Source organism: Polaromonas sp. UC242_47 (assembly GCF_044452385.1).
Taxonomy (GTDB): domain Bacteria; phylum Pseudomonadota; class Gammaproteobacteria; order Burkholderiales; family Burkholderiaceae_C; genus Polaromonas.
The window spans coordinates 675,953-692,394 of the sequence record NZ_JBIOAO010000001.1 but is presented as its reverse complement, the minus strand read 5'-3'; the positions used below and the strand labels follow the sequence as shown (position 1 = coordinate 692,394).

Annotated in this window: 14 protein-coding genes; 3 read left to right on the top strand and 11 right to left on the bottom strand. The window is 57.5% G+C overall.

The features are described from left to right. Positions 1-87 precede the first annotated feature (87 nt). Complete coding sequence (locus ACHMXK_RS03405; RefSeq protein ID WP_397437683.1) at positions 88-708, bottom strand: HigA family addiction module antitoxin; 621 nt, start codon at positions 706-708, stop codon at positions 88-90. Between the two features lie 253 nt (positions 709-961). After that, a complete protein-coding gene (locus ACHMXK_RS03400) occupies positions 962-1,459 on the bottom strand; it encodes a hypothetical protein (RefSeq protein ID WP_397437682.1) in 498 nt (165 codons plus the stop codon). Between the two features lie 65 nt (positions 1,460-1,524). On the opposite strand from ACHMXK_RS03400, the gene ACHMXK_RS03395 reads away from it, so the two are divergent. The 3 genes from ACHMXK_RS03395 to ACHMXK_RS03385 all read left to right on the top strand — a co-directional run bounded on the left by ACHMXK_RS03395 (position 1,525) and on the right by ACHMXK_RS03385 (position 3,274). Beyond that, on the top strand, positions 1,525-1,815 hold the full coding sequence (locus ACHMXK_RS03395; RefSeq protein ID WP_397437680.1) for a helix-turn-helix domain-containing protein: 291 nt from the start codon (positions 1,525-1,527) through the stop codon (positions 1,813-1,815). 99 nt (positions 1,816-1,914) lie between these two features. Then, the gene (locus ACHMXK_RS03390; RefSeq protein WP_397437678.1) at positions 1,915-2,403 is read left to right on the top strand and encodes an HAD domain-containing protein; all 489 of its coding nucleotides are present in this window, start codon (positions 1,915-1,917) and stop codon (positions 2,401-2,403) included. Positions 2,404-2,989: 586 nt separating this feature from the next. Beyond that, the gene (locus ACHMXK_RS03385) at positions 2,990-3,274 is read left to right on the top strand and encodes an antitoxin Xre/MbcA/ParS toxin-binding domain-containing protein (protein WP_397437676.1); all 285 of its coding nucleotides are present in this window, start codon (positions 2,990-2,992) and stop codon (positions 3,272-3,274) included. Between the two features lie 163 nt (positions 3,275-3,437). Here the strand turns inward: ACHMXK_RS03385 and ACHMXK_RS03380 are convergent, their stop codons facing one another. From ACHMXK_RS03380 to ACHMXK_RS03340, 9 genes are all read right to left on the bottom strand, one after another. Continuing rightward, a complete protein-coding gene (locus ACHMXK_RS03380) occupies positions 3,438-4,880 on the bottom strand; it encodes a hypothetical protein (RefSeq protein WP_397437674.1) in 1,443 nt (480 codons plus the stop codon). A gap of 155 nt (positions 4,881-5,035) precedes the next feature. Beyond that, positions 5,036-5,482, bottom strand: a complete 447-nt coding sequence (locus tag ACHMXK_RS03375; RefSeq protein WP_397437672.1) for a TetR family transcriptional regulator — start codon at positions 5,480-5,482, stop codon at positions 5,036-5,038. Then, positions 5,479-7,410: an integrase gene (locus ACHMXK_RS03370; protein ID WP_397437670.1), complete on the bottom strand. Its 1,932-nt coding sequence runs from the start codon at positions 7,408-7,410 to the stop codon at positions 5,479-5,481. The genes ACHMXK_RS03375 and ACHMXK_RS03370 overlap by 4 nt, the downstream gene beginning before the upstream one ends. Continuing rightward, positions 7,400-9,304, bottom strand: coding sequence for a hypothetical protein (locus ACHMXK_RS03365; protein WP_397437668.1), 1,905 nt, complete (start codon positions 9,302-9,304; stop codon positions 7,400-7,402). Before ACHMXK_RS03365 ends, ACHMXK_RS03370 begins: the two co-directional genes overlap by 11 nt. 19 nt (positions 9,305-9,323) lie before the next feature. Then, entirely contained in the window at positions 9,324-10,514 is a 1,191-nt protein-coding gene (locus ACHMXK_RS03360; protein WP_397437666.1) for a tyrosine-type recombinase/integrase, read from the bottom strand. Between the two features lie 352 nt (positions 10,515-10,866). Next, positions 10,867-11,301: a group II truncated hemoglobin gene (locus ACHMXK_RS03355; RefSeq protein ID WP_397442432.1), complete on the bottom strand. Its 435-nt coding sequence runs from the start codon at positions 11,299-11,301 to the stop codon at positions 10,867-10,869. Positions 11,302-11,321: 20 nt separating this feature from the next. Beyond that, positions 11,322-13,868: an ABC transporter permease gene (locus ACHMXK_RS03350; protein WP_397437664.1), complete on the bottom strand. Its 2,547-nt coding sequence runs from the start codon at positions 13,866-13,868 to the stop codon at positions 11,322-11,324. Next, positions 13,865-15,421 carry a C13 family peptidase gene (locus ACHMXK_RS03345; RefSeq protein ID WP_397437662.1) on the bottom strand — a complete coding sequence of 519 codons (1,557 nt, stop codon included), beginning with the start codon at positions 15,419-15,421 and terminating at the stop codon, positions 13,865-13,867. Before ACHMXK_RS03345 ends, ACHMXK_RS03350 begins: the two co-directional genes overlap by 4 nt. Then, a complete protein-coding gene (locus ACHMXK_RS03340; RefSeq protein WP_397437660.1) occupies positions 15,418-16,434 on the bottom strand; it encodes a formate dehydrogenase accessory sulfurtransferase FdhD in 1,017 nt (338 codons plus the stop codon). Before ACHMXK_RS03340 ends, ACHMXK_RS03345 begins: the two co-directional genes overlap by 4 nt. Positions 16,435-16,442 lie beyond the last annotated feature (8 nt).

The following is a 16,442-nucleotide window of genomic DNA, read 5'->3' as shown; positions in this document are numbered from 1 at the left end:
ATCCGACATTCATTGGGACAAAACCAGAGAAGTGTTTTGCGTCTAACGGAATGGTGGGTAAGCAAAAAACTCAGAAGAAGCCCAACATCATGCGCTCAAATCGGGCGCCGAGTTTTTGCGCAGCAGGCGCTTCACTTTTTCGAATCCTAATGCAGTTTTGGCCTCTAACTCTGGAGTTAATCCTCCCAGATCGGAATTGGGTGCATCAAGCCAGTGCCGAGCCTTTTTCATGGTTCCGAACGTCTTGACGGCCAGACTGTCCAACTCTTCCAGGTGCTCATAGTCCGGACTACCGAATTCCCGCCCAACAGGTGCCATTTTTTCCCAGAGGGCTAGATCCTCAGACGAGAACCTCATATCCCTAATTGAAACCTTCACACCTGCAGGCGGGATGAGCATGCCCTTGAGATCCAATACCGACTTATTTTTCAGCTTTGTCAGGATGCGACCCATTTTGGGCCTTGGCTGCTTGTTCGCCTGATAGAGGTCATATTTCCATTGCAGGCCGGCCCACAGGTCCGGCGACGTCCCCAACGCCAGCCCAAGGCGGATAGCCATGTCCGCGGAAACGCCGGATGCTCCCTTCAGTACCCGCGACAGAGTGGTTGGACTTACAGCCAATTTCCTGGCCGCCTCAGCCACAGAAGCATCGCCCAAATATTCATGAAGGACCTCTCCTGGGTGAGGCGGGGCATTTTTGCGGTTCATCTCAAAAAATCAAGTGCTTCGGCGGAGCGTACCAAATCGATGTTGGCTGAGAACATACTTGTGACCTAGTCGTGATGATTGAGTTCCGATCAATAGGATGCCTGCCGCGCTCGTTGTCGCTCAGGCCCGTCCAGCGGACCCAGTTTCGTAAGGCGGCAAGATTGCGTGGCCACGGAGTAAGCAACCCGGATAGCCCTATATCGGGAGTCTATCTGGCCCCGTTGCAACCACCAAAATAATGCAAGACACTTTGTCAGACTTGGGTTGTGTTGGTCGTGAAGCGTGTCTGCACTGTTTGATCGGTGAAGTCAAATTTCATCGATTCAATTTGAAGCTCATCAGCAGGTAATCCAACGAATGATGCCGAATACTTCTTGCCTGAAGTGGTTTCAAAAACATCCATGGGGAGGTGTGCTGAATTCGGATTCCTGCCAGCCCAAACCGCGCCAAGCCGGTCCATTCGCCAGCTTTCGGTGCCATTCACATGGCCCGGAGTAAGAATATGCACGGACTTCAAGTGGATACCATTTTCAGGTCCCATGTTGATCAACTGCTCAACACTTCTGAAGTCGGTGAACAGCATGGTGCGGCCGCATCCCAAGCCATCTTCCTCGCTTGTTTCGAGCTGATCAAAATACGCCAGGAACCACGTCTGCTGCAAAGCCAGCTCTGCAGCTGTCCAGCCGGTATCTCCCGGCGCGCAAAAAAAGGCGGACATGGGAGAGCGAAATGCGTCGCGAGTAATGAACATAGAAACTCAAAATGAACACTATAGATTGTAGCCCTATAGAGGTCATTACTAATTAATCGGAGTGCATGTCCAATGCCGCAGCATCACACAATAACTTCGCCAGAGCGCTCAAATCGATTCGAAAGTCAAAGGGTTTGAGTCAGGAGGCGTTCAGCCTCACGTCCAGCCGAACCTATGTCAGCGCCCTGGAAAGAAGCCTTAAGTCTCCAACGCTAAGCAAAGTGGATGATTTAGCGGAAGTACTGGGCGTACATCCACTGACACTGCTTGCCATGTCATATCTGCGTACACCGGACTCTACGGCCGTAGAGCGTATATGGGATCTCGTTTCTAACGAAATCTCGGAGCTTAAATAGTTCAAATCGGTCGAAAATATTGGCCCATTGAAGACGTAGCAACACGCTCCTGAAGATGCTGTATAGACTTGGGAGGAATATCTACCTCCCAAGTCTGCAATGGATTCCACCAGCCGAGCAACCAGAACCAACGCCACCATTCAGACACTGTTTGTGGACTTTGATGGCGTATTGCATCCCGAGTTCTGCCACGAATCCAAGCACTTTTTGCACAGAGATACTTTTGAAGCTGTCATGCGCGTACTGTCAAATGTCGACTTAGTGATCTCCAGCACTTGGCGCCACCATCGCTCACTGGATGAATTGAAGGCGCTCTTCTCGAAAGATATTGCCGAGCGCGTGATTGGAGCGACTCCCCGCTATGCGCGGCTTGAGGACATTCCAGAGACGCTTGAAGGCTACGAACGAGAAGCCGAATGCCACGCTTGGCTGCGTGTCAACGGACGTATTGCTCAGCGGTGGCTGGCTTTGGATGACCGTTCATGGAACTTCAGGCCTTTCAATCAGAATGTTTTTTTTGTCGATGGGAGAGTCGGACTGGATGCAGACGCGGCCAAGGCCCTTCTCGTACGTATGACATCCAACTGATTAATGCAGCGACCGGTCACGGCTGATGACGGCGATGGACACGCTCAATAGACGGGTTTGCCAAAGGCAGGTTGCATGTGGCCAACGCTGGTGTTGACGGCCCAGGCCGTGAATTGAGGTTGCGCCAGGAGCGATAGGTATCGCCACGTTGACAGCGCTTGACATGGCAACGAGCAAGCTGTTGGCAAACTCGGATCGCTGGGGCGATGATGGCGTTTTCAGCCGAGACCTGATTGACCTGGCAATGATGCGCCCGTCACTGGGCTTGCTCCGACAGGCTGTGGCGAAGGCCGAACAGGCATACGGCAGAGGACCTTACCAAGGCGATAAACAGGATGCAAACCCGCCATGGCTGGTTGGAACGATGCATGCAGGCCATGGCGATCAACATACCCAAGGCACTACTGCAGCAAAGGGTTCGTACGCTAGCGTGAGTGCTTCGCTGATGCTGGATCAGTCGTTCTGGACTGAGAGCTGCCTGGGGACAGCAGAGAGCACTGGGACGATTGCGGCAGTCAAGCGAGTGTATTCGGTCGCCGCAAGACTAGCCAGTTGATGTAATGAGGGTAAAACCTCAACGCCAATCATGAGCACCGTTCAGCATGCGCATGGCGCCGGAATTGCTGAGCAAAAGGCCCGGAATATGCAAACACCAACCACGCACAATGGTATTGCAGCAATCACACCCGCCGTGCGTGCAGAAATTACTGAAATTGCGACCCTTGCTCAAAAGGTATTTAGAAGCTCTCAGCAATCTGAAAGGTGGTTCACGTCACCCAAAGTTGGACTGCAAGGACGAACACCAATCGAGTCTATGAAAAGCCTTGATGGCTGCCGGCAAGTAAAAGCACTCATCGTCGAATGTCAATAAATTGACTCGTCCCCAATGCCACTTGAGGTACGCGCTGCATACCTGATCAGCCCTTCCTGACAATCCACGGGTAGCAGTTGCTTCAACGACAATTTTGCATAATCAAGCGATCTATGTAGATCATAGAAAATCAGACATCCATCGGCTTTGTGCAGCATGAACGCTATGCGATCAAATCATCGAAAACTGGATTCATCAGCGGGCTGATAGGGTGTCCGAGAGTGTAGTAATCATGATAGTGGTCTGCCCCTTTGCAGACAGCCAAGATCAGTCGATTGACAAGGACTTGCAGTGCCTTGTTTTCTCTTATCACGGTGATGAACTCATGCGCCTCAATGACTCCTCCGTGGGCGGCGCGATTTCTGCCATTTCTCCAAGCACGTTTCTCAACCGCCCCCATCTCGATGCCTAGATTTTCTAGAAATCGCTCCATCAGCACAGATTGCGGGGCTGTATTCAATGCACCCAACTTATTCTGAAAAATCGACTTAAGTTCGGCGGTGGCTTCAATCTTCTCGAACTCGGCGAGCAACCGCTTCTGGAGTTGCTTCCACGATTCCTTGTCAAGAAGGTTCTTCGAAGCTGGGCCCTCGATTTCAAAAAATGAGTTCTGCAGGCCTTCCACGGTAGCAGCGAAGTGAACCGCTGCAATATGAACGGGTGCTGCGCAGCCGTGCCAATATCCCCAAAGCACGCTTCTTAGATGAAACCGTTCGTACTGGTCAAAAATTGACCTAACTAGTCTTTGAAGGACCCCAGGCGTGATCCACCACTCATATTTGAGATCAAGTGGGGCCGCCGGCATTGTTGTCAGCTTGGTTGCGGCTCCGCCCAATGTGGCCGGACTAACCGCCTCGATGCAATTTAGTTCCCATTGCTCGGTGAAACCCGAATGTCCAAGGTAAACAAGGTACTTCCCAAGAGCGAACGAGAGCGCATTGCGGAGCTTCTCGCGAAACAAAGCTTCGGGACTTCCCTTGTATAGGATGTAGCCCGGCATTTCGATGTCAGATATAGAGTTCTTCGGAAACTTCCCAACGAATATTTCCATGCCCTCGATGCAAAGGTGCACACAGGACCGGTCAAAAGAGCCCCCTTCAGTCGATACGTTGATGGTGATTTCAAAACCGTCAGCTGTGAACTTCGTTAGTTTGGTCTCTGTGTCCTTCGAATCCATCACGTGCGGCCAATGGTAGATGTCGGGAAAATTCTCAAGCCAGTCAATGGTATATGCCGATTCAACGGATCTCGTTGAAGCCCATATCAGGGTACTTACGAACGCGGTCTCGACTTTTTGCGTTGCCGCTTCAGTACTCTTGTAAGACGTATTGAGCAGGCGCTGAGTTACGCCAAGTGCGGTTGCCGTTCCGCCATATTGACTCGCGAATGTCACCTTATCTGTCGATTCTCGAACTGTTCCCGCTGGTGGTGGAATCGCGGTGGAAGCACTGGTGCCATCCGAAGTCGTTTCGAGGACAAGCCTTAGATCGGCATCTCTCTTAATCACGAAACTCTTGATTGGGCCGTGCAGTGGTCCCCAATCCACAACGGAATGAGTATTCGATTGAATAACGGCGCTGAAATTCTCCCATTTCGTTGGAGTCATGTATCCCTTGAATTGATGAGGTCGGATGCAGAGATCCAAGTAAATCAAAAATTTGGCCAGACGTTTCAGCCAGACACTGAACTAGGCTTGGCAGTTATCCGAGGCTCGAGGGGGGCAGGAAGCTAATGAAATATGCAGGCCCAATTTGAGAGCCATTACGGTTTTTTAGGGGGAAAAGGATAAAGTATTAATTTGCCTGAGACCGCTGCCTTCAACAGGGTCACCTCATCTTCAAGGGCGAGGTTCAACGATGTGCTCTTGGCGATGTCCACCTCCATCTCGTCGATTTTTCGCCTCAGATCTCGGATAGTCTCGCGCGCCTTCACCAAATCTGCGGCTTTTTGGTCACGCTGCACACGAGTCGCCCGCCCCATCTGTTCCCGGATATCTTCTGCAATATCGGGGTAAGTGTTGTGAAGCAACGAGGCATTTACTCCGGCCTCCCGCGCAACTGCCGAGATGCTCATTTTCGCACCTTTATTCTTGACCCTGAGCATCGCGTACTGCAGCTCCTGAAGCGTTCTAACCCTGTCGCGAGAGCGTGCAGCATTGGTCGGCTCCGGAGCAATAACGCCTGGCTCGGCAATCGAGTTTGTCTTCATCGGGAGCCTCTCGTCAGGGCGTAATATTCCTCAGCCTGTGCATCTGTCGGCAGCGGCACGCCCAAGTCGGTCAAGACCTCTGCGGACCGTTTGATCGCTCTTCCAGATTTTTGCGCCACCGCCGGTCCACAGTCTGTGATGGCCGCCAAGCGCAAGTTGTCCAGATGGATCATCTGCCACTGGCTCGCTTGTGACGTATCGATGACGGCCTGCGAGCAGCCACCGCACATCGTTGGATCGTACAAACCCTGCCCGCGACATCCCTCAGTACCGCTCAGACACCATGCGTGTCCGGTGCTACGGATGTTCACAACCTCCGCCGTATGCCTCAAGAGCGCTTCGCGATTTTTCACGGGAGTGGCCCGGGTCCGTAGCAGCTTCTTCCCAGCCCCACCAGCTAGGTGCTCATCGGGTCTCAACCAGCCCTCCATCAACCCCACGCGGGCCGCGACCAGTTCTTCCTCCATTTCCCGGTAGAGTCCGTGATCTTGGTAGGGATTGGAGGCGTAGAGCTGGGTCCAACTGACGGAGGCGTGCTTGAGCTGCCACTTCAGGAATATCAGGCCCATGCGGCCGAGACGCGAATTGGCCACATTAAAGGCAAAGGTCCGGCGGCATTGGTGGTTGGCAAGACTCCACTCCACTCCTGCGACCTTAGCTAATGTCTTCAGTTGCGCGCTGCAAGCTCCAAGCGACATCACGTCCACCTGAGGCCCGGTTCCACGGAGGTCTGAGCCGCTATTTTTGGTCAAACCCAAGAACAGGTGTTGACCGATCTCCCGCACGCGGTTGAGTCTCTGAACCACATCGACGACCGTCATACCATTTGGCAATTCCCCGTCTTTGTTCACCCCATCCATTAGGAAGACCTCCAGCCAGCGACCTTCCTCGGCTAACCGAGCCTGGAGAGGCTCAGCGTAACGCTGCAAAACTTGCAGCGCAGATATCGCCTCAGGCGGCACAAGAAATTCCACATCACCTCGCCTAGTCTTGATCTCGCGGGTCCGAACCCAGTGATACTGCTGTCCATTCCTGACCTCCGTGCGCCAACAATTGTTTCGGACTCCAGTACTTTCGGAGTTGCGCATGCCGGAACAGATTTGCAATAGATACAGGATTGCATCACGCAGTGAAGTGAGTTCATAAGAGGATTCGGTGATATCTCCCGCATCCCGCCGCCGAAAAAGGCTTTCAGCTTCCTCCAGCCTAGACTCACAGTGGGCGAAGAGTATGCGCTGCACAGACACGGGAATCACCGGTGTCTTGCCCGTGCGGCTTGCCGGACCGTCGTCGTCGGTCTCCCCGCAGGCCTGCGGGAGGCTGAGACCGCCCCACGGATCTTCGGACAGCGGATAGAAAACCTCCGAGGAGAAGTGCCACACAAGATCAATGAAGGTGAGGCGACCGCGAATGAACGTAGGCTTGATCGAACGATGCAGATCGGCGATGTAGTCCGAGATGTGTAAAGCTCGCAGTTCACTGAAGGTACGGATACCCAATGATACGAGGTGTCTGAGCGTCCGTATGCAATCCTTAGCGGTCTTGACAACAGCGCTACCCGTCCAGGGTTTTGCGTAATCTCGGCCACGCCGTAGGACGCAGTACAGAACCGCTTTGACGTCGTCCACTAACGCTTGGGGAAGATCAACAGGCCAGACGATACGGGTAGTTTCCTTACTCCTGTTCTTGGCCTCGAACTCGGAAGAAAGATCCCACTCACGATCACCAATTCTGCTTACGGGGTACTCATTGCCTTCGGCATCTGCGACTGCGGTGACCACGATACGGTCGCGTTCCGCATGTGACAGCCCCACGAGGGTTCTTGGCTGTACAGCCAGCAACTCGAAGGCCCGCACCCGAACGGGCGGTGGCAATGAGATGACCGACGTTCCGGACGCCATAGAAACAACTTTTTGTTTAGGTGTCATGGTGCCCTTCCTGCGATCCGATGCCTGTTGCGACGGTTACAACCCCCTCGATAGTATCCCCCGGCATTGATGGTGTTATCACCCATGATGGCAGGGCGCCCCGCACGAAAGATTGATCTCCAAGGGTTCCGGAACCAGATCCACGCGCCTTGCGGCTCATGTGAATCTGGTGTACCCAGTACGGGTGCAGCCCGACCGCCGTCTTGGATCTGGCGTCCCCCACCCGACTCGCTGCAAACTGGCGTTTCGTGAAGTCATCGATATAAGGGATCGCCAGGCAGTACCGATCTCTCATTTCCTCCAGAACAGCGTCATCCGTCCGTTGCGGGCCCAAGGTGCCGTCAAGGTGATCCAGTTCCTCACTGGCAAACACCTGGAAGCTGAAGAGACGCCAGAGTTCATCCACCTCACCCACTACCGCGAAACTCGGGCAGAACAGGCACATCACGTACCTGTCGCAGTGGTTGTGTCCATCCCGTGGGGCGTTTGCTCCCATCCTTGTGTCTTGGCAACTTGCCAAGGCGGTCTGCGTCGGCGCCCTCCTGCTACCGCCCTCGAAGGGCTTGATCGGAATCACCTGGAGATGGTTTGAGCATGCGTCACCACCATTGATCGAATCGGTAGCTCGCATGAAGGCCGTAAAGTCACCGTTCATAAACTCGGCAGCTTCCGCCTTGCGGTGCTCATTCATGATGGCGTAGTTTGAGCCTGCCACGCTTGGCGTGTTGCCCATCAGGTTGGCCGTAATTACCAAGTCTCCGTCGGCATGCCTGAAACTGCGCTCGAAGTACGACTTACGAAGTCGGCTCAGATTGAGTTTGAGCGACTTGCCATCGTCCCCCCGCAGGTCGCGGCGCTTGATCAGGGAGGATATAGCTACTTGAAGGGTCTCTCGCGTCAGGCACGTGACCTTATATCCATGCCTTGGGGACTGAGATCGGTACAACCAGATCCGGTCTTTGTACTGGGCAGGGGCCTCTGATACCAACTCCTTCGAATCGTCAATGGCCCGATTGAGAACAGCACCTTCACTCAATGCGAACGCCATATCCTCTTCGGTTGCATCGGGCATGGATCGACCGATTCCCGATCGAACCTTGCGACCTCGATGCTTGAAGGTGCGAATCCGTATGGTGCCGGGCAGAAGCCCCGGTGCCACCGCATCCCGACGAATCTCAAGGAGTGGGGTCGGGGTGCATCCCTGCCGGATCGCAACCAGCAGCAGTCGCACCGCCTGTATGTCCCTTCGGCTAAGCGTCAGCCGTCCGTGGTAAACCTCAATCAGGTCTTGTTTGAGTGCTTGCGCAAGCCGCTCCTGCTCAGCTTCGCTCATGGCCGTCTGTTTGCTGGAAAAGTCCCAGGGCAATACTCCGCGAAAAAAGTAACGCTTGGGCTCGCCGGGGACCAAGCCTTGAACGAACATTTCCAGTAGAACAGCCTTGACAGCACAGAAGCACTTGCGCGCCGTATCCGTACTCCAACGGTTCAATTGCCCCTGCTTCCGCAGCCATCCGCTGAACTCCTGAACATGCAGCGATGTGAGCTCGGCGGGAGAGGCGACACGTGGAAAAGTTCGTCCTTCAGTGAGAAAACGAAAGAAATATTGGAGGAAAACCTTGTAACCGGTAACAGTACTGGTCTCGCGCGTTCCGGAAAGCAAAATACTCCGAAGAACCTCCACTGCAGCCCAGACCCATGGGTCAATGCCTCGCTCGAGCCACCCAGTAAATTCAAGAATCCTCTCATTGCGAGAAAAACGAGCATCGTCCCCCAGCAACGCACGCATATCGATACGGGCGGCGGGAGGATGCTCGCTAAAGATAAGCCCTGGCGCCTGCTCCCCAGATGCGATGACGATCCGGTCTGGACTTACTTGGTAGTTCTTCTTGGACAAGATCCCTCCCTAGATATGGCTAGTGCTTCTGCTCTGCGCTGGGGTCGCAGACTGACTGCGTCAACAACGTCGTCCTCACAGCGAACATCCTGTCAAACTCCTCCATCATGGCCAGCGCTTCGCCACCGGCAAGACGTTCGATTTGCTTAAGGTAAATCATGGTGGTCTGGACATTCTTGTGCCCCAAACGGTCACGCACGTACATCAAAGGTTCCCCCTTGAAATCTGGCCTATTCCTGAGCAGCAGCAGGGTGTGGATCGCGTAGCTGTGCCTGAGCATCAATGGACGGATGGGAAAGCCCAAGCGCTGGCCTATGTCGTGCATGACCTTGCGAGCGGAGTCCTTGCTGTATGGCTGCCCGTACGTAGTGAGAATAAGAGCGCGCGCCTCCAGCCCTTCCTTTAGCAACCGGTTTCGTTCGAAGAGGGTGTACTGGTACATGTCTTGCATCAGACTGTACGGAATATGAACAACCCTGGGTTTCTTAAACTTGATGTCCATGTCCCGGGGATCCAACCTCACATCGATCATCATCCCTGGCTTCCAGTGCGCGCAGGTGGCGGGATCTACCACGTACTTGAGGGGAAAGGTGCGTGCCTCGATTGACCTGAGCCCAACGCGGACCATCAGGTCGAGCAACAACCGTTGCGACATTGACCTAATGGACTCCCGAGCCAGCTTGATCTGGGCGCCAGTCAGGAACACCGGCTCCTTATCCCACTCGTCCAGCAGAACATTCGGACGGCTGAACACCGCCTGGCCACCTGTAACATGCCTCAAGTCATGCTCGATGCCCGAGACCTTCTTATCCTCGTAGCCAAAGGGCAAATGCTGGATGAGCCGCTTATCTAGGGCCCATTCGTAAAAGTGGGTGACGGTCTTGAGACGATCATTGATGGTTGCCGGTTCCAGCTTCAAGTCTTGCGCCTGCCAGTCCCTATAGATCCGTACAACACTCTGCCCGTGCGCAATAAATGGCTGGTCCCACGTCAGACCGTTGGTGTGCAGGTAGCGTGCAAAGTCCCAAAGCCTCCGCCCGTATGCCTCCCATGTCTTGACATCCAGCGTTTTACCCCGCCCCAGCAAGTTATCGTGCAGGTAGTCATGGAACGGGCGAGCAGGAGCCATGTCGTCGCCCAGGATCACAGGGAACCCGGGCCTCGGTCGCCCGGCATAGATGTAATCATCAGTGGTGAAGACGAGTCTCAAGCGCTTGTCATCCTAAAGGATGAAAACTGTCTTTTTGAAAGGCATCGTCCAGAGGTGTATCACACGGTCGATGGCAACATCGTCCCCCCTACCAGCCCTTGTGTCGCAGAACTTGGGCTTTCCAAGAAGTTGCGCGCAATCTCCCCAAGCAGAGCTCACGTGGACGCGCTCAGTGGTATGGTTATGTGTCGGTTTGAAACTCCAATGCACCTTCGCATAGTCGGCAAGCAAGTGCCGCGTCTGCAAAGACTCTAGAGCCCGTAAACGGATCCGTTCTGAATTAAGAAGAGCCAGCATCTTTTCCCCGCCTCCACTACCTATGGGACTGGAAAAGAATACTCTAAATACTTTTTTAGAACAACTTTTTAACTAACGGATCTTGGTTCACTAACCAGTCCGCGGTCTGGAAAAACGAGGTCCGCAGGCGCGCGCGCAAGTCCTCATCGACCCCCGTCTCTCCCATGGCCTGGTCCATACAGGCCAGCCACTGGTCGCGTTCGAGGATGCCGATGGCAAAGGGCATGTGGCGCGCGCGCAAGCGCGGGTGGCCGAATTGCTCGGTGTAATGCTGCGGCCCGCCCATCCAGCCGCAGAGAAACCAGAACAGGCGCTGGCGTGCGTTGTCCAGCGTGTTGCCGTGCGCGGCGCGCAGTGCCGTGTAGCCGTGTTCGAGGTCCATCAGGTCGTAAAAACGGTCGACCAACGCTTTCACGCGTTCTTCGCCGCCTATCCAGGCAAACGGTGTGTCAAAGGGCGGCTGGCCCGGTGGTTTTTCTTCAATCTGCATATTCATAAAAGGGAAAACAGTTATTGGGCTTTGCGCAGGGTTTCAACCACCGGCGTATTCAGCACGGAACGCAAGCCCCACCAGCCGGCGGCCAGCGCCAGCAAGGCACCGGCCAGGCTGCCAAACAGCGGCACCGTCCAGGAGCCGGTCCAGCTGAAGTCAAACACATAACGCGCCAGCCCCCAGCCCACCAGCAGCGCCACCAGGGACGCCAGAAAACCGGCCAGCAGGCCGACACCGGCCAGCTCGGCGCGCTGCACCTGGCGCAACAAGGAGGCGCGCGCACCTACGGCACGCATGATGGCAAACTCCAGCGCGCGTTCTTCACGCGTGGCGGTGATGGCCGCAAACAAGACCACCAGCCCGGCCGCCAGGGTAAAGCCGAACAAAAACTCGACCGCACGAATCACCTGGTCCAGCACACGCTGCACCTGGGCAATGGTGCTGCTCATGTCGACGTTGGTGATGTTGGGAAAAGCCTTGACCAGTTCATTGTCAAAACTGCGCGGCTTGGCCTGGCCCTCCAGCGCCGCCACCCTCTCGGGTGCACGAAAGGCGCTGATGTAGGACACCGGCACGTCGGGCAGTTGGGCCACCGGGTACATCACAAAAAAGTTGACCCGCATGGAGCCCCAGTCGACCTTGCGCAGGCTGGTGATTTTGGCCTCGCTGAGCTGCCCACCTATGTCAAAACGCAGGCTATCGCCCAGCTTGAGGCCCAGGGTTTTGGCCAGGCCGTCTTCCACGCTGATGGCGTCTTTTTCACCGGGCGTCCAGCGCCCGCCCACCACCTGGTTGTGCGAAGGCATCTCAGTACTGGTGGAGAGGTTGAACTCGCGGTCCACCATGCGTTTGGCGCGGTCGTCCTCGAAGTTGTCTGGCGTCACCACCTGGCCGTTGACCGCCACCAGCCGGCCGCGGATCATGGGGTACCAGTCGAATTTTTTCACGCCGCCATCACGCAAGGCCTGCTTGAAAGCCTCGCCCTGCTCCGGCTGCACATTGATCACAAAACGATTCGGCGCATCGGGCGGCGTGGCATTGCGCCAGCTGCTGATCAAATCGGTGCGCAGCAGCACCAGCAACATCAGCGCGAGCAAACCCACGGCCAGGGCGCTGACCTGCACCACCGCATAGGCGGGGCGCGCCGACAACTGGCGTGTGGCCAGCACCAGCCAGCGCGGCGCCGTGGCTTCGTTGACGCTGGTACGCAGCAGTTTCACCGCGACGTAACTGGCCGCCGCAAACACCAAGACCGCGGCGGCAAAACCCCCGACGGCCACCAGGCCCAGCTTGAGGTCGCTGCTGGCGGCCAGCAGCAAGGCGGCAAAGCCGGCCACACCGACCAGCAACACCGCCAGCGAGGCCGGCCGCAGGTTGCCGACATCGCGGCGTATCACGCGCAGCGGCGGCACCTGCGCCAGCTGCAACACAGGCGGCAAGCCAAAGGCCAGCAGCAGGGTCAGGCCCATGCCCATGCCAAACGCCACCGGCCAGAAGGTGGCGGCGGGCAACACGGTTTCGACCAGGCCGGCCAGCAACAAGACAAAACCATAATGAACGCCGTAACCAATCAGCACGCCCAGGGCGCTGGCGACCAGGCCGGCCAGCACAAACTCAAAGGTGTAGGCCAGCGCAATGGTGCGCTGCGGCTGGCCCAACACACGCAGCATGGCGCAGTCGTCCAGGTGTTTGGCGGCAAAACCGCGCGCCACAATCGCCACGGCCACGGCACTGAGCAAGGCCGCCAGCAAGGCCACCAGGTTGAGGAATTTTTCGGCGCGGTCCAGGGTCTGGCGCATCTCGGGGCTGCCGCTTTCCAGCGACTCCAGGCGCACGCCGCGTAACTCGGCTTTTTTGATCTCCTGCGTGGCCCACTGGACGTAAGTCTTCACCGCCGCATCGCTGCCGGCCACGGCGAGGCGGTAGTTGGTGCGGCTGGCCGGCTGGATCAGGTGGGTGGCGGCCAGGTCGGCGGTATTGACCATGACCCGCGGTGAAAAGTTGATAAATCCGGCGCCACGGTCAGGCTCCTGGACAATCACGCGGGTCAGCTTGAAACGGGCGTCACCCAGCAGCAGGGTTTGGCCCACACGCAGGCCCAGCGCATCAAACAAGGAGGCATCGGCCCAGGCGGTGCCGGGCGCCGGAATATCACGTGTGGCACTGCCGGCGCCCTCGGGGCTGTCGGCCACCGTCATCTCGCCGCGCAGCGGGTAAGCGGCGGGCACGGCCTTGAAAGCCACCAGTTTGCTGGTGCCGCCGTCTTCTTCGGGCGCGCGACCCATGGTCGGAAACGTCACGGTGCTGATCGCCTGCAGGCCCAGGCTGCGCGCCTTGGCGACAAAGGCCTCGGGTGTCACACCGTCGCTGCGGATCACGGCGTCACCGCCCAGCAGTTGACGTGCATCGCGCTGCAAGCCGCCCTTGAGGCGGTCGGCAAAAAAGCCCACGGCGGTCAGGGCCGCCACGGCCAGGGTCACGGCCACGATCAGCAGGCGCAAATCGCCAGCGCGCAGGTCGCGCAGCAGGCTGCGCCAGCCTAGCTTGAGGAAAAGTGGGTTCATGCTTGGACCATAACGCAAAGCCCCCACCCTTGGCTCACGGACGGGTTTTGTTGCCCGTCGGGATCGCCCGCAGGCGCGGCCGGCGGCGCAGCGTCCAGACGCAACTCCAGCTCACGCAACACCGGGCGGATGTTGGCGCCCACTCTGATTTGCGGATTCGAAAAGCCGTCGTCCTTGCCGGCGTCGATCTCGCGCTGCTGGATCAATGGCACGGCGCGCGCAAACGCCCGCTCGAAAGAATGGGTCTTGCGCAGCTGTTCGTCAAACATGGCGCGGCCAAAAAAGGTGAGCTCCGACAGGCGGCCGCAGCCGTACGAGGTGTGGGTGGCATCCGCCGCCGTCATGACCAGGGTGTTGTCCGTGGCCAGCACATCGATCCAGCCGCCCGAATAACAGGCTGACACAGCGATCACACGGTTGCGGATGCCAGCCTGGTCCAGCGCCGCCCGCAAGTCGGCGGGGCTGAGCGGCTCGACCTGCAGCGGCCAGTGCGAGGCGGCGAGTTTGAAGTCGCTGGCGCCGTGGGAGGTCAGGTAAACCACCAGCACGTCGTGTTCCTTGTCCATACGCTGAGCCAGCGCGTCAATGGCCCGCTGCAGGTTCAGCGGCGTGGCCCAGGGATGGGTGGCCGTGGTGCTGCCATTGTTGAGCAAATGGATCACGCGGCCACCGGCGTCAAAACGCTCGGCCAGCACCTGGCTGACCATGCTGCTCTCGCGCATGAAAACGTCCTCGGCCGCGTAAGGCGCAAACACCAGCGCGTAAACGTCGGCCACACCAGGGCGCTCCGGCGCTATCGCCGCAAGAGTGCTTTCCAACAAGGCCTGCTGGGTTTCAAAGGTTTGCTGGCTCAGGTGCAAACGGGGCTTGTTCTCTGCGGCGGCATCGCGCTCGGCATAGTCCTCCTGCCAGGCGCGATCGTTGAAATGCCAGGCCGTCAGGCCAGTAGCGGCGACCAGGGCCAACGCAAAAACCGCAGCGCGCAAGGTCAGGCCGGTGAACCGCACAATCAGCACAATGGCGGCGCCCAAAGACCAGGTCGTGAACACCGCATAAAACACCCAGTACAGCCAGGTCTGGGAAAACACCTCGCCCTTGACCCAGCCATGCGCGATGGCGCCTATCAAACCCTGGTACACCAAGATATTGGGAAGCGAGGCGACCACCCACAGCACAAAACCGGCGCCAACACCGGCCGGACGCCTGTCGCCCTCGCCGTCCGGCTGCGCGGGCTGAGACGGAAAAGCCCACCACGCCAGGCCGATGAAAAGCCCGGTAACCCACCACGCCGACAGCCAGGCTTGGACATCCAGGCGCGCGGGGCCGGCAATCCCGAGCCGGAACAGCCCGACCTCAACCAACAAAACCAGCGCGGTCAGAATCAGCGCCTGCAGCGGCGTAGGCGCGCAGCCGGCCACCCGGGGCATTAAAAAGACACCGGCACGCAAGCCCTCGACCAACCATTTCTGCAGGGGAAGGCGGGCGGCTGGGGTTGTGGCGTCTGCATCCCGTGCTGTGGGCTGTACTTCGGAGCCTATGGTGGTGTCGTTCATGGCATCACCATGGATGAAGAGGAGGAAGGTGACGGCGGCCTGGCACCAGCCAGTTCGGGCTGCAGTTTGAGCCGCTGCGGATTGGCATAACAGACAAAACGTTTGTTGGTGGCGCGGCCAATCGCGCACAGCCCCACCGATTGCGCGACCTGGTGGCCCATCTGCGTGATGCCACTGCGCGACACGACAATCGGCACGCCCATCTGGGCGGATTTGATGACCATCTCGCTGGTCAGGCGGCCGGTCGTATAAAACACCAGACCGTCCGGGCCGAAGGCGGTCGGGGAGGCGGCTAGCGTGGACTCCCCCTCTTCACCAGCCGGGGCCGCGGAACCGGCTTTGCCGGGCCGCAGGCGCAGCGCCCCCTCGGGGGGCAGCGAGGACACGTCAGTGCCGAGCGTGGGGGCTTTATTTCCCTGCATCCACATCCAGCCGGCAATGGTGTCTATCGCGTTGTGACGCCCAACATCCTCTACAAACAGCAGCATGCCGGGTTCGGCGGATGTCGTGTCGAACAACGCGCAGGCATGTACGGAACCCGCAGACTTATAGGTTGTTTCCTTGAGGCGAATGGTGTTGACTAGCGAATACAGCTGGGCTTGTGTGATGCCGGCATCGGCCGGCAGTTTGATCTGGTCAACTTCGTCCATGAGTCCGCCGAACACGCTGCCCTGCCCGCAACCGGTGGTCACCACGCGTTTTGCGGTTTTCTCTTCAATGTCCTGGATGCCATGACGGGTTTTAACGGCTGCGGCGCCTACCTCCCAGTCCACCGTGATGGATTCGATGTCGCTCACCTCTTTGACCAGGCGCTGGTTGCGCAAATAACCCAGCACCAGCAGCTCAGGATGTGCGCCCAGCGTCATCAGGGTGACCAGCTCACGCTTGTCCACATACACCGTGAGTGCACGTTCGGCGGGGATAGACACCGAGTGGTGCTCGCCGTATTCATTGACGGTGCTTATCTCGCAGGTTAGCGGCGCACGGGCTTGGGTCAAAAATGGCAGTGACATGTCCCAAG